Genomic DNA, 16,625 nt, shown 5'->3' with positions numbered 1-16,625 from the left:
TCCCCCGATGCGTCTGTCCGGCAGTGGGTTCCGATTATGACCCAGGTACCGGGCGGACGCGCGCGGTTCGGTGAAGCCGGTAGCGGCCGCCGCCGGTGCACGGCGACGGCCGGTCGTTTGCTACTGCCCCGGGTACTGCCGGGGCCGGTACTGCTGCGGCGGCCCACCGGGCTGCTGCTGCGGCGGCATTCCCGGCTGCTGGGGTGCGATTCCGGGCTGTGGCGCCGCCTGCTGCGGCGGCAGCGCCGGCGGGGCCGCGGGCTGCCCCGGTTTGCTGGTCGTCACCGGCGCGGCGGTGTCCACCGGGGTACGCGCGACCGATTCCGCGGCGCGCACCGCCCGTTCCACCGCCGGATCCGTGCTCGTATCGAACCAGTCGGCCACCTCGTCGGCGTCGTCGTCCGGTTTCGGGGGGACCTCCGCGTCGGTGGGCGGTTCGTACCGGAATACGCCGTCCTCGCCCTGGGTCGCGAAGTTCTTCGCGAACCCCTCCAGCGCCTTCCCGAAATCGCTGGGCACCAGCCACACCTTGTTCGCGTCACCGCGAGCCACCATGGGCAGGGTCTGCATGTACTGGTAGGCCAGCAGTTCGGGCGTCGGTTTACCGGATTTGATCGCGGCGAAGACCTTCTCGATGGCCTTGGCCTGGCCCTGGGCCTGCAGATACGAGGCGGCCCGTTCACCCTGGGCACGCAGGATCCGGCCCTGCCGCTCACCCTCGGCCGACAGGATCGCCGATTGTTTCGCGCCCTCCGCCGACAGGATCTGTGCCTGCTTGGCGCCCTCGGCGGTCTTGATCTGCGATTCCCGGGTGCCCTCGGCGGTGAGGATCATGGCCCGCTTCTCCCGGTCCGCCTTCATCTGCTTTTCCATCGATTCCTGGATCGACGGCGGCGGATCGATGGATTTGAGCTCGACCCGGGCCACCCGCAGCCCCCAGCGCCCGGTGGCTTCGTCGAGCACTCCGCGCAGCTGGTTGTTGATCTGGTCGCGGGAGGTCAGCGTCTCTTCGAGGGTCATCCCGCCGACCACATTGCGCAGCGTGGTCACGGTGAGCTGTTCCACGGCGGCGATGTAGTTGGAGATCTCGTAGACCGCGGCCTGCGGCTGCATGACCTGGAAGTACACCACCGAGTCGATCTGCAGGGTCAGATTGTCCTGCGTGATCACCGGCTGGGGCGGGAAGGAGACCACCCGCTCACGCAGATCGACCTTGGCCCGGATCCGGTCGACGAACGGGACCAGGAAGGTCAGCTGTCCCGATGCGGTCCGGGAGTACCGGCCCAGCCGTTCGATCACGGCAGCCTCGGCCTGCGGTACCAGCGCGATCGATTTGAACACCACCACCGCCACCAGCAGTACCAGTGCAAGGACGATTATCAGCGCAGCCATTACGGCCCTTTCCAGACGACAGCGGTCGCCCCGTCGATCTTCATCACGTACACGGTCGCGCCCTCCGGGTACTCCTCACCCGGGTCCAGGGCACGCGCGGTCCATACTTCACCGCCCAGTTTCACTAGGCCGCCGTGCTCGCCCACCGGTTCCAGCACCCGCGCCGTCTTACCGGGCAGCGCGTCCGCGTTGGTCAGGGTGGGCGGCGGCGTCCCGAAGCGGCGCAACAGAACCGGGCGGACGCCCAGCAGCAGCACCACCGCCGCCACCGCGAACACCACCGCGTCCACGACGGGTGTCGTCTCACCGAGGAAACTCACTCCGGCGGTCAGGAGCGCGGCGGAACCGAGCATCAGCAGAGTCAGTTCACCGACGAACATCTCGGCCGCCGCCAGCAGTATCCCGGCGACCAACCAGACAATTGCGGCCACGTAGCCCACCTTAGTGCGCGACGACGCATCCTGGGGGCGGACGGGCGACACCCCGCCACCGGACGAGCGCCGGGGGCGGCCGGTGCGCTACGTTCGGCCCGGTGAGCGATCGATACGGCGATATCTTCTCCGGGCATCCGCGCACCGCCCGGCGCACCGTCCCACGGGTGGACGCCGACCCGGACCTCGTCGTCGAGGATGCCGCCAGCGGGTTCTGTGGGGCCGTGGTCGGATTCGACCGGAGCTACGACGGCGATTTCGTGAAGCTCGAGGACGCCCGGGGCGCGGTACGCCTGTTCGCCCTCCGGGAAGCCGCCTTCCTGATCGACGGCGAACCGGTCACCCTGGTGCGGCCGCGGGTGCCGGCGGCCGCACGCCCCACCCGCTCCGCGTCCGGGTCCACCCGAGTCGAGGGATTACGCGCGAAAGTCGCCGCGCCCAGCCGGATCTGGGTCGAGGGCGTGCACGATGCCGCCCTGGTGGAACGGGTCTGGGGTCACGATCTGCGGGTGGAAGGGGTGGTCGTCGAACATCTGGAGGGCCTCGACAACCTCGCCACCCGGCTCACCGAATTCGGCCCCGGCCCCGGGAAGAAGGTGGGTGTACTCGTCGACCATCTCGTCACCGGGTCCAAGGAGACCCAGCTCACCACCGGACTCGGCGAATACGTTCTGGTCACCGGTCATCCGTATATCGATGTCTGGCAGGCGGTGAAACCGGCAGTCCTCGGAATCCCGGAATGGCCGCGGGTACCGCGCGGGGAGGACTGGAAGACCGGAGTGTGCCGGCGACTCGGCTGGGGCACACCGCAGGAGGGCTGGCGCCGGGTCTATTCGGCGGTGAATTCGTTCCGCGATCTGGAGGCCCCATTGCTCGGCGCGGTGGAACGGCTGATCGACTTCGTGACCGAACCGGGCGAACCATTCTAACCGCACGAAACAGCCTGCGCAGAGGCTGCCCGCCGGTAGCCGACACCCTTTATGCTCGATGATTATGTGCTCTCCCAGTGCCACCCTCACACTGTGGGCCGGATCGTGGCTCACGGGTAGCAGCGCGCCCGACGACGTGCTGGAGGCGCTGCACGCCTGGGCGCCGCGGCATACCCTCGCGGCCGGGGACCCGGTCACCGGCGGGCGTACCGATCTGCCGTGGTCGGCGCACGGCAACCCGGGCGGCACCGGAGTCATGGCGCTGCTCAAGCTGATTCGTGAGGAACTGGCCGCGCCGGGGGCGGAACTACGGCTGGTGCTGCCGGTGCCCGGTGATGTCCGCGGCCTGCCGACCGGTACCGCGTTCGCGGCCGACGCGGTGGAATCGGGTGAGGGAATTCTGCTGGGCGTCCCGGGGACCGAGGGCACCGGTCTCATCCCCTCCCAGACCGACGAGAACACGTTGCAGTGGACCGTCTACAGCGTGCCGATGCCGCGGACCGCCGGATCGGATATGTCGCTCGGCGAGGCCGAATACGCTATGCGCGAGGCGGTCCGGGACGCGGCCGACGCGCTCATGCGCCTGCACACCACCGGCCTGGGCGCCGGGGACGCCGACCCGCGCGAGCTCATCGAGGCCGAACTCGCCGACTACTCCCGGCACACCTATCCCGAATACGTCCCGCTGCGCGCCAAGCGGATCCTCGATTCGGCCGATCACGTGGCGGCGATCCTCACCGTCGCTCAGCGCGAACCGGCGTCCGCGCCGACCTCGGCCAGCGCGGCCACCGCACACGAGACCCTGCTACGGCCGCTGTGGGATGCCATCCGCGCGGCCCGCCTCGTCGCCGTGCACACCGCCGCACCACAGTCACACTGATCCCGATCAGGGGCAGCCACCACGGGGCGCGTATGCGCCGCTATCCCCCCGCGCCGAGAACCGCGCGGCATTCGCTTTCCGTTCTCCTGTGGCACAACGGTATCGGACGATGGTTCGCCGGCGTCACCAGCGAGCCGAACTTGTAGCGCAGGCGGCCGCGCCCCGCGGTGACCGCCACCTGGTGACCGTCGGGGTGCGGACGCCGACCGGCGCTTCCGCTCGCGGACTGCCGCGCTGCCCGGCCGCGACCGTGCGGGCTCGCGACCGGGAGAACCGGGGAGTCAGCGCGCGGCGATGATCGCCGAGCCGTGCCCGAACAGACCCTGGTTCACCGCGATGCCCGCGCGGGCGTTCTCCACCTGGCGACCGTCGGCCTGCCCGCGCAACTGCCAGGTGAGCTCACAGACCTGGGCGATCGCCTGCGCCGGGATCGCCTCACCGAAGCTTGCCAGTCCACCGCTGGGGTTCACCGGCACCCGTCCACCCAGTGTCGTCGCGCCGCTGCGCAGCAGTTCCTCGGCGCCGCCTTCCGCGCAGAGCCCGATATCCTCGTACCAGTCCAGTTCCAGCGCGGTGGACAGGTCGTAGACCTCCGCGAAGGACAGCTCCGCCGGCCCGAGTCCGGCTTCCTCGTACGCGGCCTGGGCGATGGCGGAACGGAACGTGCGCTCCGGGGGCGGGACGGCCACAGCCGAGTCCGTCGCGAAATCCGGCAGGTCGAGGACGGTTTTCGGGAAGGTCGGCGTCACCGTGGACAGCGCCCGGATACGGACGGGGTTGTCGATACCGTGCCGGCGGGCGTACTCCACCGAGGTCAGTACCAATGCCGCGCCGCCGTCGCTGGTCGCGCAGATATCGAGCAGTCGCAGCGGGTCCGCGACCACCGCCGAGGCCGCGACCTCGTCGGCCGAGACCTCTTTGCGGTATCGGGCGTACGGATTGTTCAGTCCGTGCTTGGCGTTCTTCACCTTGACCGCGGCGAAATCCTCGAGTGTCGCCCCGTGCACGGCCATCCGGCGGCGGGCGTACAGCGCGAAATAGATCGGATTGGTGGCGCCGAGCAGGTGGAAGCGCAACCAGTCCGGATCATCGCGGCGTTCACCGCCGACCGGCTGGAAGAACCCCTTGGGGGCGGCGTCCGCGCCGATCACCAGGGCCACATCGGTCAATCCGGCCAGAATCTGGGCGCGGGCGTTGGCGATGGCCTGCGCACCGGAGGCACAGGCGGCGTAGCTGCTCGAGATCCGCGCACCCGACCAGCCCAGCGCCTGGGCGAACGTGGCCCCGGAGACGAAACCGGGGTATCCGTTGCGGATCGTGTCCGCGCCGGCGATATAGCCGACATCGCGGTGGTCCACACCGGCGTCGGCCAGTGCCGCGCGCGCCGCGACCAGCCCGTACTCGACGAAATTGCGTCCCCATTTACCCCACTGGTGCATACCCGCACCGAGGACGGCGATATCGCGATCAGTCCTGTCGGTCATCGACCGGCCTCCACATCCACACCGTGTGATCGGCTTCCTCGTCGGTGTACAGCACGCCGAGCGCGAGCTCCACCGGCATTCCGACGGCCAGGTCGTCCACCGTCAGGCCGCGCACGACCTGCCCGAGGATCACCATCTGCTCGACCTCGAGCTCCACCGCCGCGACGACATAGGGCTCGAACGGGTCGGGCGAGACATAGGGCGGGGGTGGTTTGTACCGGGCATCCGCGTACGACCAGATCCGTCCCCGCGTGGAGAACTGGTATTCGGACAGTTCCGAGCCGTCCTTCGGGCTTGCACACTGCGGGTTGCGGCAGGCCAGGGTGTTCCGTGGGAAATACGGTGTGCCGCACACATCGCAGCGGCTTCCCACGAGACGCGGCGCACCGTCGTCCGCGGTGAACCAGTCGGGCACCGCAGGGCGTTGTTCCTTCTGCACAACCCGACACTATAGGAACACGTTCTATTTCGGGACAGGAACACGTTCTATTTTCGAGCCGGAATCGGCTCCGCCGAGATATCGGCGGAGGTACGGTGAAACGCGATGGGTACCAGAGCCGTCGACCCGCAGTCGATCCGGAATGTCACGCTCGCCGGAGAACCCGCCGATACGACACGGATCGTCCGGCGCCTACCCCACCCGGGCACCGGGTCCGGCGCGGCGGTCCACCGGATGACGGGCCGCACCGATCACACGATTCGCGTCACCGAGTTGTCGAGCCACGCGCCCATCGCCGAGTTGGAACGGTCGATCCGGGTGGCCGAGGGGCTGATCGTGGTCCTGAATGCCGCCGTGCCGCGCGCCCCGCGGCTCGAGACGATCCTGCGCATGGCCGACGACCATCAGGTCGCGCGGATGTGCCTGGTGACGGGGCTCGATCACCCCGCCGCGGACCTCGACCACTGTCTGCGCGCGATCGCCGATACTCGCGGGGCACGACCGCTGGCACTGCATCTCCCGCTCGGCACGGGCGCCGGATTCGACGGGGTTATCGATCTGGTGCCGATGTGGGATCTCGAACCGATGGCCACCGAGTTCTACGGGAGCCGGTGGAAAGTCGCCGAGCAGTGGTATCGCGATCTCGCGGCCGCGGTGACCGAACAGCACGAGACGGATCCGGGTGCCGGCCACGGACCGCGAAAGATCCCGCCCGAACAACTGCACGACCGTATCCGCCGGGTCACCCGGATAGGTGAGGCAGTCCCGGTACTGTGCGACGCGGCGCGGTACAGCGACGACATCGCGCCGCTCCTGGACGCGATCGTCCGCTATCTCCCCTCACCCATGCTCGTCTGCCAACCGGAACACGCCCTCGACTATTGACCGGCATTCCCCGTCGCCGACACCCTCGATGCGTCGGTCACCGGCCGGCGGGACGCCGCGGGGGCGCACAACAGTCGAGGGCGCAGGGTGCGCCGTCGATCGTGCACCCGTAGCCGGGCACCGCACCGAGACGTCGCGGCGGGACGCCGCCCAGGTGTTCACCGACCAGCTCCACGACCAGTTCGGCGAACCGCGGATCCGTACCGGGAGTCGCGGCGCGGGCAAAGGACAGGCCGAGCTCGGCGGCCTTCTCGGCAGCCTCGTTGTCCAGATCCCAGATCACCTCGAGATGATCGGAGACGAACCCGACCGGACAGACGATCACGGACTCGAATCCCTTATCCGCCAGCATATCCAGGTGATCGACGATATCGGGCTCCAGCCATGGGATATGCGGCGGGCCCGACCGCGACTGCCAGACCACGTCGTACTCGTCGAAACCGGTTGCCGCCGCACACAACCGGGCCGCTTCGGCGACCTGCCGGCTGTAGAGCCGCCCGCCGTCGGCCGGCGGCCCCGCCGCGGCGTCGGCGCTCACCGGCACCGAATGCGCGGTGAAGACCAACCGGGTCATCTCCCGATGCTCGGCGGGCAGCGTTGCCCGCGCGGCGCGGATGCCGTCGGCGAAGGCGGCGACCAGCAGCGGATGATCGAAGTACTGGCGCAGTTTCACCAGTTCCGGAGCGTCCGGGCCGACGGCCGCGCGCGCCCGGGCGATATCCTCGTCGTACTGTCGGCAGCCCGAGTATCCGCCCCAGGCCGAGGTCGGGAACACCAGCGCCGAACGGACCCCGTCCGCGGCCATCCGGGCAAGTGTGTCCTCCACCATCGGATGCCAGTTGCGGTTACCGAAGTACACCGGCAGTTCCGTACCGGCGGCCGGCAACGCCCTTTCCACCGCGGCGATGATGTCGCGGTTGAGGGCGTTGATCGGCGACACTCCACCGAAGTGCAGATAGTGTTGCGCGACCTCGGCGAGCCGTTCCGGCGGGACACCGCGGCCGCGGGTCACGTTCTCCAGGAACGGCAGCACATCGTCGGGGCCCTCCGGACCGCCGAAGGACAGCAGCAGCAGTGCGTCGGCCGCGCGGGCCACGGTGTCTCCTCCTCGGTCGATTCCGTCAGGCCTGCGGCATGTTCTCGGGGAACCAGGTGTTGTGGCTGGCGCCACCGTCGACGTAGATGATCGAACCGGTGGTCGCGGGCAGCCAGTCCGACAACAGCGCGACGATCGATTTGCCGACCACCTCGGCGCCGCCGTCCCAGCCGATCGGCGAGGCACCGTCCCAGTAGGTGTCCAGCTGTTTGAGCTGTTTCGCGTCATCGGTGGCGGTACCGGCGATCGCCTTGGCGGCCAGTGTCTTGACCGGACCCGCGGCGATCAGGTTGGACCGGATCTGCTTCGCGTAGCCGACCTCACGTGCCACGTAGCGGTTCACCGATTCGAGCGCGGCCTTGGCCACACCCATCCAGTTGTAGAACGGCATTGCCGTCCGGGGGTCGAAATCCATCCCGACGATCGAACCGCGCTCGTTCATGACGGGCAGTACCGCGCGCGCCAGCGCCGCATAGCTCCAGGCCGAGATCTCGAACGATTTCGCCGCGTCCGCACTGGGGCCGTCCAGGAACGGCAGCGCGTCGGGACCCATGAGGGTCTTGGGGGCGAAGGCGATCGAATGCAGCACCCCGTCGATGCCCTCGGGTGCGAGGCGGCGGATCTCGTCGGGCAGTTTGCGCAGGTCCTCGTCGTTGGTCACATCGAGCCCGATGGCCGGCGGCACCTCCTCGGGCAGCCGCTTGGCGATCCGGTCGATCAGCCGCAACCGCTCGGTGAGGCCGGTGATGATCACCCTGGCCCCTTCCTTCTGCGCGATCGCCGCCGCGTGGAACGCGATGGAGGCATCGGTGATGATGCCGGTGACGAGGATCGTCTTGCCTTCGAGCAATCCGCCCATGAGTTCTCGGTTCTCCCTGAGTGTGATGTGGTGGCGCCGGGCCCGGCCGGGGTACCGGCCTCGCACACGGTATCGGCGCGGTGTTCGAGCTGTCGTGACCGGAGGGCGGGGGTCAGTGCCCCATACCCATACCACCGTCTACCGGGAGCACCGCACCCGAGACGTAGGCCGAATCCTCCGACGCGAGGAAACTGACGACCGCCGCCACATCCTCGGCCCGGCCGAGGCGCTGCAGCGGGATGAACTTCTTCGCCATATCCCGCATATCTTCGGGAAGATCCTTGGTCATATCGGTCTCGATGAAACCGGGCGCGACGACGTTCGCGGTGATCGACCGTGAGCCGAGCTCCCGGGTGATCGACCGCGCCAGGCCGACGACACCGGCCTTCGAAGCCGCGTAGTTGATCTGCCCCGCCTGACCGGAGAAGCCGACGACCGAGCCGAGGAAGATCATCCGGCCCCACCGGGCGCGCAGCATCGCGCGGTTGGCCCGCTTGGCGCAGCGGAAGGCACCGGCCAGGTTGGCATCGACCACCTTGGTGAACTGGTCCTCGCTCATCCGCATGAGCAGGGTGTCATCGGTGATACCGGCATTGGCGACCAGCACCTCCACCGGGCCCTGCTCGGCCTCCACCTCGGCGAACGCCCGGTCCACCGAGTCACTGTCGGTGACATCGCATTTCACCCCGAGCAATCCCTCGGGGGCACCCGAACCGCGATGGGTGACGGCCACCTTGTGGCCGTCGGCGTGCAGACGCTGCGCCACCGCGAGCCCGATTCCGCGGTTACCGCCGGTCACCAGGACCGAGCGTGCTGTGAAGTTCGACATGGGGACAAACCTACCTCGCGGCCGCACGGCTCCCGCCATGGGACGTCCACCCATATTTGCCCGTCCCGATTGTGCGTCACGGACAAGCCGCACAAAAGAATCCGGGGCCGGGTTCCACGAGAGAACCCGGCCCCGGACGAACCTGTGACGACGGTCTCGGCGGCAGCCGGCGCGAGGTCGTACCCGCGCGGGCCACCGGCCATGCGGCGGACGGATCAGGGCAGGCGCTGGCGCAGCACCAGCGCCACCACCACACCGCCCAGGGTGGCCAGCAGACCGAGCAGCCACCACGGGCGGCTGGCGTCGCCTCTGGTCACCTCGTAGCCGATCTGCTCCTCCAGAGTGTCATAAACGCTGGAGAGTTCCTGCAGGCTGGAGGCGGTATAGAACTCACCACCGGACAATTGCGCGATCTCCTGCATCGCGTCGTCGTCCACCGGTACATCCACCTTGTCGGTACCGCCCCCCTCGCGCGGGATCTCGACCACACCCCATTTGGTGCCGAAGGAGATCGTCGAAACCGGGATCTTCTTGGTCTTGGCCAGCCGCGCGGCCACGAATTCGTGGCGTGAGTTGTCCACATCCTCGAAATCGGGAACGGTCTGCTTACCGTCGGACATCAGCACGATCCGCGCGGGCGGCGGCGTCTCCGAACCACCCAGCACCGAGGCCAGGGTCTCGATGGACTGCAGCGCGGTCAGGATCCCCTCACCGGTGGCGGTCCGTTCGGCGAGTTTGATGTTGTCGATGGCGGCTTTCACCGAACCGCGATCCGTGGTGGGCGAGACCAGTACCGATGCCGTACCGGCATAGGTCACCAGGCCCAGGTTGATGCCCGGGGTCAGACCGTCCGCGAAGTTCTTGGCCGCCTCCTGGGCGACCTGCAGCCGGTTCGGTGACACATCGGTGGCCTCCATGGACAGCGATACATCCATGACCAGCACCACGGTCGCCCGGTTACGGGGCACCTTCTGCTCCGCGGTGGGTCCGGCGGCCCCGATGGTGGAGAACACCATTCCGGCGATCACGAGCGCGATGGGTACGTGGCGCCAGAAACTGGGCCGGTTGGGAGCGACTTTCTCGAGCTGCTCCATATTGCTGAACCGCAACATATGGCGATGCTTGCTGCGCTGCACCAGCAGATAGCCGAGCGCGAGCAGGAGAACAACAGCAAGAAATCCGAGCCAGATCGGTGCGGCGAAATTCGAAATACTCACTGGCGTGGCACCCGCGGGGTCGAGGCGCCGAGGCTGTGGCGCCGAGTGGAGACGAACCGGACCACATCGGCGATCCAGTCCCGGTCGGTCTGCAGGGTGAGCACCGGGGCGCCGCAACTGCGCAGGGTCTGTTCGACCTCGTCCCGGTGCCGCTGCGCGGCCGCGGCGTAATCGGCGCGCAGTTGGGGCGTAACGGTGAACTCGCGGGTCCGCCCGGTCTCGGGGTCGTGCAGGACGACGTCACCGATATCGGGTAACGCGGTATCGCGCGGGTCCAGTACCTCGACGGCCAGCAGGTCGTGGCGCGCCGAGATGGCCCGCAACGACCGCTGCCAATCGATATCGCCCAGGAAATCGCTGATGACGACGGCGAGGCCGCGTTTGCGCTGCGGCCGGCGCAGCGATTCGATGGCGCCGCGCAGATCACCGCGCACTCCGTCGCGCGGATGCGGCGTGGTGGCGATACTGCGCAGCAGCGACTGCGCGTGTACGCGGCCGCTGCGCGCGGGAATCCGCTGCATCTGCTCACCGGTCGCGACCACGGCACCGACCCGATTGCCGCCGCCCATGGTCAGATGGGTGATCGCGGCCGCCGCCGCCACCGCCAGATCGCGTTTCTGGCAGGCGGCGGTACCGAAATCCAGGCTGGCGGACAGGTCCACCACCATCCAGGTCTCCAGTTCGCGATCGGCGATCATCTGCCGGACGTGCGGATGGGTGGTCCGCGCGGTGACCGACCAATCCATCTGCCGGACATCGTCGCCGGGCTGGTAGGCACGCGCCTCCCCCGGCTCCGAGCCGGGTCCGGGGATGAGCCCGAGGTGGTCACCGTGCAGCACGCCGTCGAGGCGGCGGCGGACGGTGAGCTCGAGGGTTTTCAGCGCGGCGGTCAGATGCGGATCGGTCAGCTCGCCCGAACGGAACGACGGCGGAGCGTGGGGGTCGGGCACGGTCTCTCGGGCGCGGGGGTCCGGCGGCCGGGTCACTGGGGCTGGTTCGTGCCGGCGGTCTGCGGTACCTGGGGCGCCGGAGCCTGCTGCGGCAGCGCGGGCGGCCGGTTGCCGTTCTCCGTGACGGGCGGGGCGCCGCCGGGCGCCACTGCCTGCGGCGCCACCTGCGGGAGGCCGACGGTCTGCAGCACCCGCTGGACCACGTCCTCCGGGCTGATCTCGTCGGCGAGGGCGTCGTAGGACAGCACCAGCCGGTGCCGCAGCACATCCGGGATGACCTCGATGACGTCCTGCGGGACGACGTAGTCGCGACCACGGATGAGGGCCACCGCGCGCGCGGCGGCGATGATGCCGAGGCTGGCGCGCGGCGAGGCACCGTAGGACACCCAGTTCGCCACATCGTGCATCCCGAATTCGGCCGGGTTGCGGGTCGCGGAGATGACCCGGACCACGTAGTCGACCAGTGCGTGATGCACGAAGGTGTTCGCGGCCAGCTTCTGGAGGCGGATCAGTTCCGCCGGTTCGAGGATCCGGTTCGGTTCCGGCGCGGTCACACCCATCCGGTAGATGATCTCGCGTTCTTCCTCGACCGAGGGATAGTCGACGACGACCTTGAACAGGAAGCGGTCGCGCTGGGCTTCCGGCAGCGGGTAGACGCCTTCGCTCTCGATCGGGTTCTGGGTGGCCATCACCAGGAACGGATCGGGCATCGGGTAGGTCTTACCACCGATCGACACATGCCGTTCGGCCATCACCTCGAGCAAGGCGGACTGCACCTTGGCCGGGGCGCGGTTGATCTCGTCGGCGAGGACGAAGTTCGCGACCACCGGTCCGAGTTCGGTATCGAACTCTTCCCGGCCCTGGCGGTAGATCCGGGTACCGACGAGGTCGGTCGGGACCAGGTCGGGGGTGAACTGAACGCGGGAGAACGAACCGCCGACCACCTTGGCGAAGGTCTCGACCGCGAGCGTTTTGGCGATACCGGGGACACCCTCCAGCAGGACGTGTCCCTTGGCGAGCACCCCGACGAGCAGCCGCTCGACCAGCCGGTCCTGCCCGACGATGACCCGCTTGACCTCGTAGATCGCCTTTTCCAGGGTCTGGACGTCACGCTCGAGGGTGTTCGGAGCAGGCGTCGGCGGTTCCTTCGCCAAATCTGCCCCGCTGACACCGTCCGTCGAAGTCACCAACATCCCCGCTTTCGCCTCGGTCCTGTGCGTGCTGTCACAACTATTCCAGGTGGTGGCCGTATATGCCGTAACCGGCTCCACCATAGGCGCAAAACCGACGCGCTCGCATGCTCACCGGGCCCGGAGTGCCGCCCCCCGGATCCGGCGCCGACCGGCCGGGACGCGACGGTGCCCGATCACGATCGTGATCGGGCACCGTTTCCGCCACTGCGCGGTTCACCGGAGCACCGGCTATCCGGACACCCGCTCGGCGCTACGCGAATCGTCTTCGGGTAGTACCGCTTTCACACCGTTACGTGCCTTGAGCCAGGCCAGCCCGGCGATGGCGGCGACGAAGCCGAGCAGGATCACGATCGTGACCGTGGTCGGATCGATCAGTCCTTCGTGCTGGACCCGGTCCACGAACGTCTGCGTCTTCACATCCACCGAATCCGCCGGCCGGACCGCGCGGACATGGTCCTCGGCCAGTTCGAGACGGACCCGGCTGATGGTGTCGCTGTAGGTGCCCACCCAGTCCTGGCTCAGCACCAGGACCGTCCCGTGTTCGGTCTTGGCCACCTCGGTCGCGAGATCACGCAATTCGGAATCGTGACCGGGGTTGCCCTCGATCACCACCACGCTCAATTCGATCCCCTGCGCCCGCGCCGAATCGACGAGTGCGGCCAGGTCCTCCTGGTCCGCTCCTTCGGGAGTGGCCACCGAATTGTCGGCGAGATCGTTGCGAACCTCTGCCATGGTCTCCGAATCGAATCCGTCCGGGAGCTTGGTGGCCCTCAGGGAGAAGGCCGAGGTGTGGGTGACGGTCATCTTCCATCCGGTCTGGTCGAGCCGCATCGTGTCAGGACGCGACGGGGAATCCGTACTGGGCACAAATCGCGGGGGTACCCGTTGGCACCACCCGGCTAACTCGGACCAGCTCGAGAGCAGGTTACGCGACGAATGGAAGCTCCCCTACTCCCGCCACGCCCGACGCGCGGCACGCCGTAGAACCCGCTTCGCGTCGCGCCCCGGAATTTTCACAGGACAAGCGTACTGTTAGGGTTGGGAACCGCGGGGAACCGGCGCCTTCCCGGGCCGGCACCTCATGCCAGAGACGTACCGCCGCCGGCACAGCCCCGCCGACGGCGTCCGCACACCCGACAAGTGGAGCTGACGTGACGAAAAGTATCGATACTTTCGGCGCCCAGGGCAACCTCGAGGTCGGAAGCAACTCCTACGAGATCTTCCGGCTCTCGGCCGTACCCGGCACCGAGAAACTCCCGTACGCACTGAAAGTCCTCGCCGAGAACCTGCTGCGCACCGAGGACGGCGCGAACATCACCGCCGACCATATCCGTGCGCTGGCGGACTGGGATCCCAACGCCCAGCCCAGTATCGAGATCCAGTTCACCCCGGCCCGGGTGGTGATGCAGGACTTCACCGGCGTGCCCTGTGTGGTCGACCTGGCCACCATGCGCGAGGCCGTCTCCGCCCTCGGCGGCGACCCGGAGAAGGTCAATCCGCTCTCGCCCGCCGAGATGGTCATCGACCACTCCCTCATCCTCGATGTCTTCGGCCGCGCCGATGCCTTCGAGCGCAATGTCGAGCTCGAATACGAGCGCAACGGTGAGCGCTACCAGTTCCTGCGCTGGGGCCAGGGCGCGTTCGACGATTTCAAGGTCGTCCCCCCGGGCACCGGCATCGTGCACCAGGTCAATATCGAATACCTGGCCCGCACCGTCATGGTCCGCAACGGCCAGGCCTACCCCGACACCTGTGTCGGCACCGACTCGCACACCACCATGGTCAACGGCCTGGGCGTACTGGGCTGGGGCGTCGGCGGTATCGAGGCCGAGGCCGCCATGCTGGGCCAGCCGGTCTCCATGCTCATCCCGCGGGTGGTCGGCTTCAAGCTCACCGGTGAGATCCAGCCCGGCGTCACCGCCACCGACGTGGTGCTGACCGTCACCGATATGCTGCGCAAGCACGGTGTGGTCGGTAAATTCGTCGAGTTCTACGGCCAGGGCGTGGCCGAGGTCCCGCTGGCCAACCGCGCCACCCTGGGCAATATGAGCCCCGAGTTCGGCTCGACCGCGGCGATCTTCCCGATCGACGAGGAAACCGTCAACTACCTGCGCCTGACCGGCCGGACCGACGAGCAGCTGGCACTCGTCGAGGCCTACGCCAAAGAGCAGGGTATGTGGCACGATCCGGCCGCCGAACCCGTCTACTCCGAGTACCTCGAGCTGGATCTGAGCACCGTGGTGCCCTCCATCGCCGGGCCGAAGCGCCCGCAGGACCGCATCGTGCTGAGCGAATCGAAGATCGCCTTCCGCAAGGACATCCACAACTACGTCGAAGAGCAGCACCCGGCGCCGCATTCCAAGCTGGACGAGGCGGTGGAGGAGACCTTCCCGGCCTCCGATCCGGCCACCCTGTCCTTCGCCGACGACGGCGCGGTGGATGTCCAGTCCGCGGCGAACAACGCCGAGGGCCGGCCGTCCAAGCCGATCAAGGTCGTCTCCGCGGAGCGCGGCGAGTTCATCCTGGACCACGGCGCGGTCGCGGTCGCGGGTATCACCTCCTGCACCAACACCTCCAACCCCTCGGTCATGATCGGCGCGGCCCTGCTGGCCCGCAACGCGGTCGAGAAGGGCCTGTCCAGCAAGCCGTGGGTCAAGACCAACATGGCCCCCGGTTCCCAGGTCGTCACCGACTACTACGAGAAGGCCGGCCTGTGGCCGTACCTGGAGAAGCTCGGCTTCTACCTGGGTGGTTACGGCTGCACCACCTGCATCGGCAACACCGGCCCGCTGCCGGAGGAGATCTCCAAGGCGGTCAACGACAACGATCTGACCGTCACCGCGGTGCTCTCCGGTAACCGCAACTTCGAGGGTCGTATCTCCCCCGATGTGAAGATGAACTACCTGGCCTCGCCGCCGCTGGTCATCGCCTATGCGCTCGCGGGCACCATGGACTTCGATTTCGAGACCGACGCGCTGGGCAAGGACACCCAGGGCAACCCGGTTTTCCTGAAGGACATCTGGCCCTCGGCCCAGGAGATCGACGACACCATCAAATCGGCGATCAACCAGGAGATGTTCACCAAGTCCTACGCCGATGTGTTCAAGGGCGACGAGCGGTGGCGCAGCCTGCCCACTCCGGAGGGCAACACCTTCGAGTGGAGCGACGACTCCACCTACGTCCGCAAGGCGCCCTACTTCGACGGTATGGGCATGGAGCCGGAGGCGGTCACCGATATCAAGGGCGCGCGCGTGCTGGCCCTGCTGGGCGATTCGGTCACCACCGACCACATCTCCCCCGCCGGTGCCATCAAGCCGGGCACCCCGGCCGCCGATTACCTCGACTCGCACGGTGTCGCGCGCAAGGACTACAACTCCCTGGGCTCGCGGCGCGGTAACCACGAGGTCATGATCCGCGGTACCTTCGCCAACATCCGGCTGCGCAACCAGCTCCTCGACGATGTCTCGGGCGGTTACACCCGCGACTTCACCCAGGACGGTGCGCCGCAGGCGTTCATCTACGACGCCTCGCAGAACTACCAGAAGGCGGGTATCCCGCTGGTCGTGCTGGGCGGTAAGGAGTACGGTTCGGGCTCCTCGCGCGACTGGGCCGCCAAGGGCACCAGCCTGCTCGGTGTGCGGGCCGTGATCGTGGAATCGTTCGAGCGCATCCACCGCTCGAACCTGATCGGCATGGGCGTGATCCCGCTGCAGTTCCCGCAGGGTGAATCGGCCGGGTCGCTGGGCCTGACCGGTACCGAGGTCTTCGATATCGCGGGTATCGAGGAGCTCAACTCGGGTACCACGCCGGCCACGGTGCACGTCACCGCCACCAAGGACGACGGCTCGAAGATCGAGTTCGACGCGGTGGTCCGGATCGACACCCCCGGTGAGGCCGATTACTACCGCAACGGCGGCATTCTGCAGTATGTGCTGCGGAACATGATCAGGTCCTGATCACGCCGTGTTCGACGGCGCCGTTCCGGCGGCGCGGGTTCCCGCCCGAGGTCTCGTCGTCGTCCACCCGGAAACACACGTCTGC

The 16,625-nt window shown here is 68.0% G+C and carries 15 protein-coding genes; 4 read left to right on the top strand and 11 right to left on the bottom strand.

The window, feature by feature from the left end; all coding sequences use genetic code 11:
• Positions 1–120 precede the first annotated feature (120 nt).
• Both ACWEWT_RS03895 and ACWEWT_RS03890 read right to left on the bottom strand, forming a co-directional pair.
• Complete coding sequence (locus tag ACWEWT_RS03895) at positions 121–1,392, bottom strand: SPFH domain-containing protein (RefSeq protein ID WP_452555875.1); 1,272 nt, start codon at positions 1,390–1,392, stop codon at positions 121–123.
• Complete coding sequence (locus tag ACWEWT_RS03890) at positions 1,392–1,823, bottom strand: NfeD family protein (protein WP_452555873.1); 432 nt, start codon at positions 1,821–1,823, stop codon at positions 1,392–1,394. The genes ACWEWT_RS03895 and ACWEWT_RS03890 overlap by 1 nt, the downstream gene beginning before the upstream one ends.
• 101 nt (positions 1,824–1,924) lie before the next feature.
• Here ACWEWT_RS03890 and ACWEWT_RS03885 point away from each other — a divergent pair, with 101 nt between their 5' ends.
• Both ACWEWT_RS03885 and ACWEWT_RS03880 read left to right on the top strand, forming a co-directional pair.
• Positions 1,925–2,752 carry a DUF3097 domain-containing protein gene (locus ACWEWT_RS03885; RefSeq protein WP_452555871.1) on the top strand — a complete coding sequence of 276 codons (828 nt, stop codon included), beginning with the start codon at positions 1,925–1,927 and terminating at the stop codon, positions 2,750–2,752.
• Positions 2,753–2,816: 64 nt separating this feature from the next.
• The gene (locus ACWEWT_RS03880) at positions 2,817–3,632 is read left to right on the top strand and encodes a hypothetical protein (RefSeq protein ID WP_452555869.1); all 816 of its coding nucleotides are present in this window, start codon (positions 2,817–2,819) and stop codon (positions 3,630–3,632) included.
• Between the two features lie 281 nt (positions 3,633–3,913).
• On the opposite strand, the gene ACWEWT_RS03875 is transcribed toward ACWEWT_RS03880, so the two are convergent.
• Both ACWEWT_RS03875 and ACWEWT_RS03870 read right to left on the bottom strand, forming a co-directional pair.
• Positions 3,914–5,116: a lipid-transfer protein gene (locus ACWEWT_RS03875; protein ID WP_452555867.1), complete on the bottom strand. Its 1,203-nt coding sequence runs from the start codon at positions 5,114–5,116 to the stop codon at positions 3,914–3,916.
• Positions 5,100–5,555, bottom strand: a complete 456-nt coding sequence (locus ACWEWT_RS03870; protein WP_452555865.1) for a Zn-ribbon domain-containing OB-fold protein — start codon at positions 5,553–5,555, stop codon at positions 5,100–5,102. Before ACWEWT_RS03870 ends, ACWEWT_RS03875 begins: the two co-directional genes overlap by 17 nt.
• A gap of 105 nt (positions 5,556–5,660) precedes the next feature.
• Between ACWEWT_RS03870 and ACWEWT_RS03865 the strand changes: the two genes are divergently transcribed.
• Positions 5,661–6,440, top strand: coding sequence for a GTP-binding protein (locus tag ACWEWT_RS03865; protein WP_452555863.1), 780 nt, complete (start codon positions 5,661–5,663; stop codon positions 6,438–6,440).
• 37 nt (positions 6,441–6,477) lie between these two features.
• Here the strand turns inward: ACWEWT_RS03865 and ACWEWT_RS03860 are convergent, their stop codons facing one another.
• The 7 genes from ACWEWT_RS03860 to ACWEWT_RS03830 form a co-directional block, all read right to left on the bottom strand.
• Positions 6,478–7,536, bottom strand: a complete 1,059-nt coding sequence (locus ACWEWT_RS03860) for a ferrochelatase (RefSeq protein WP_452555861.1) — start codon at positions 7,534–7,536, stop codon at positions 6,478–6,480.
• 25 nt (positions 7,537–7,561) lie between these two features.
• Positions 7,562–8,395 (bottom strand): NADH-dependent enoyl-ACP reductase InhA, encoded by an 834-nt coding sequence (inhA, locus tag ACWEWT_RS03855; protein ID WP_452555859.1) that lies wholly within the window; start codon positions 8,393–8,395, stop codon positions 7,562–7,564.
• Positions 8,396–8,507: 112 nt separating this feature from the next.
• A complete protein-coding gene (gene fabG1 / locus ACWEWT_RS03850; RefSeq protein WP_452555858.1) occupies positions 8,508–9,224 on the bottom strand; it encodes a 3-oxoacyl-ACP reductase FabG1 in 717 nt (238 codons plus the stop codon).
• A gap of 215 nt (positions 9,225–9,439) precedes the next feature.
• The gene (locus ACWEWT_RS03845; RefSeq protein ID WP_452555856.1) at positions 9,440–10,441 is read right to left on the bottom strand and encodes a VWA domain-containing protein; all 1,002 of its coding nucleotides are present in this window, start codon (positions 10,439–10,441) and stop codon (positions 9,440–9,442) included.
• Entirely contained in the window at positions 10,438–11,391 is a 954-nt protein-coding gene (locus ACWEWT_RS03840) for a DUF58 domain-containing protein (protein WP_452555854.1), read from the bottom strand. Before ACWEWT_RS03840 ends, ACWEWT_RS03845 begins: the two co-directional genes overlap by 4 nt.
• A 32-nt stretch (positions 11,392–11,423) precedes the next feature.
• Positions 11,424–12,584, bottom strand: a complete 1,161-nt coding sequence (gene moxR1, locus ACWEWT_RS03835) for a chaperone MoxR1 (protein WP_452555852.1) — start codon at positions 12,582–12,584, stop codon at positions 11,424–11,426.
• Between the two features lie 228 nt (positions 12,585–12,812).
• Complete coding sequence (locus tag ACWEWT_RS03830) at positions 12,813–13,388, bottom strand: Rv1476 family membrane protein (protein ID WP_452555850.1); 576 nt, start codon at positions 13,386–13,388, stop codon at positions 12,813–12,815.
• A gap of 347 nt (positions 13,389–13,735) precedes the next feature.
• On the opposite strand from ACWEWT_RS03830, the gene ACWEWT_RS03825 reads away from it, so the two are divergent.
• Positions 13,736–16,540, top strand: coding sequence for an aconitate hydratase (locus ACWEWT_RS03825; protein WP_452555848.1), 2,805 nt, complete (start codon positions 13,736–13,738; stop codon positions 16,538–16,540).
• The last annotated feature ends 85 nt before the right edge of the window (positions 16,541–16,625 follow it).

It is taken from the genome of Nocardia sp. NPDC003963 (assembly GCF_053605105.1).
The sequence above is the reverse complement of the archived record's forward strand: the minus strand, read 5'-3'. Positions and strand labels throughout refer to the sequence as shown.

What these genes read in the sequence shown, in the direction of transcription:
- ACWEWT_RS03895 (WP_452555875.1), bottom strand. Translation starts at nt 1,392, where the DNA reads ATGGCTGCGCTGATAATCGTCCTTGCACTGGTACTGCTGGTGGCGGTG.
- ACWEWT_RS03880 (WP_452555869.1), top strand. Translation starts at nt 2,817, where the DNA reads ATGTGCTCTCCCAGTGCCACCCTCACACTGTGGGCCGGATCGTGGCTC.
- ACWEWT_RS03875 (WP_452555867.1), bottom strand. Translation starts at nt 5,116, where the DNA reads ATGACCGACAGGACTGATCGCGATATCGCCGTCCTCGGTGCGGGTATG.
- ACWEWT_RS03865 (WP_452555863.1), top strand. Translation starts at nt 5,661, where the DNA reads ATGGGTACCAGAGCCGTCGACCCGCAGTCGATCCGGAATGTCACGCTC.
- inhA (WP_452555859.1), bottom strand. Translation starts at nt 8,395, where the DNA reads ATGGGCGGATTGCTCGAAGGCAAGACGATCCTCGTCACCGGCATCATC.
- fabG1 (WP_452555858.1), bottom strand. Translation starts at nt 9,224, where the DNA reads ATGTCGAACTTCACAGCACGCTCGGTCCTGGTGACCGGCGGTAACCGC.
- moxR1 (WP_452555852.1), bottom strand. Translation starts at nt 12,584, where the DNA reads ATGTTGGTGACTTCGACGGACGGTGTCAGCGGGGCAGATTTGGCGAAG.
- ACWEWT_RS03830 (WP_452555850.1), bottom strand. Translation starts at nt 13,388, where the DNA reads ATGACCGTCACCCACACCTCGGCCTTCTCCCTGAGGGCCACCAAGCTC.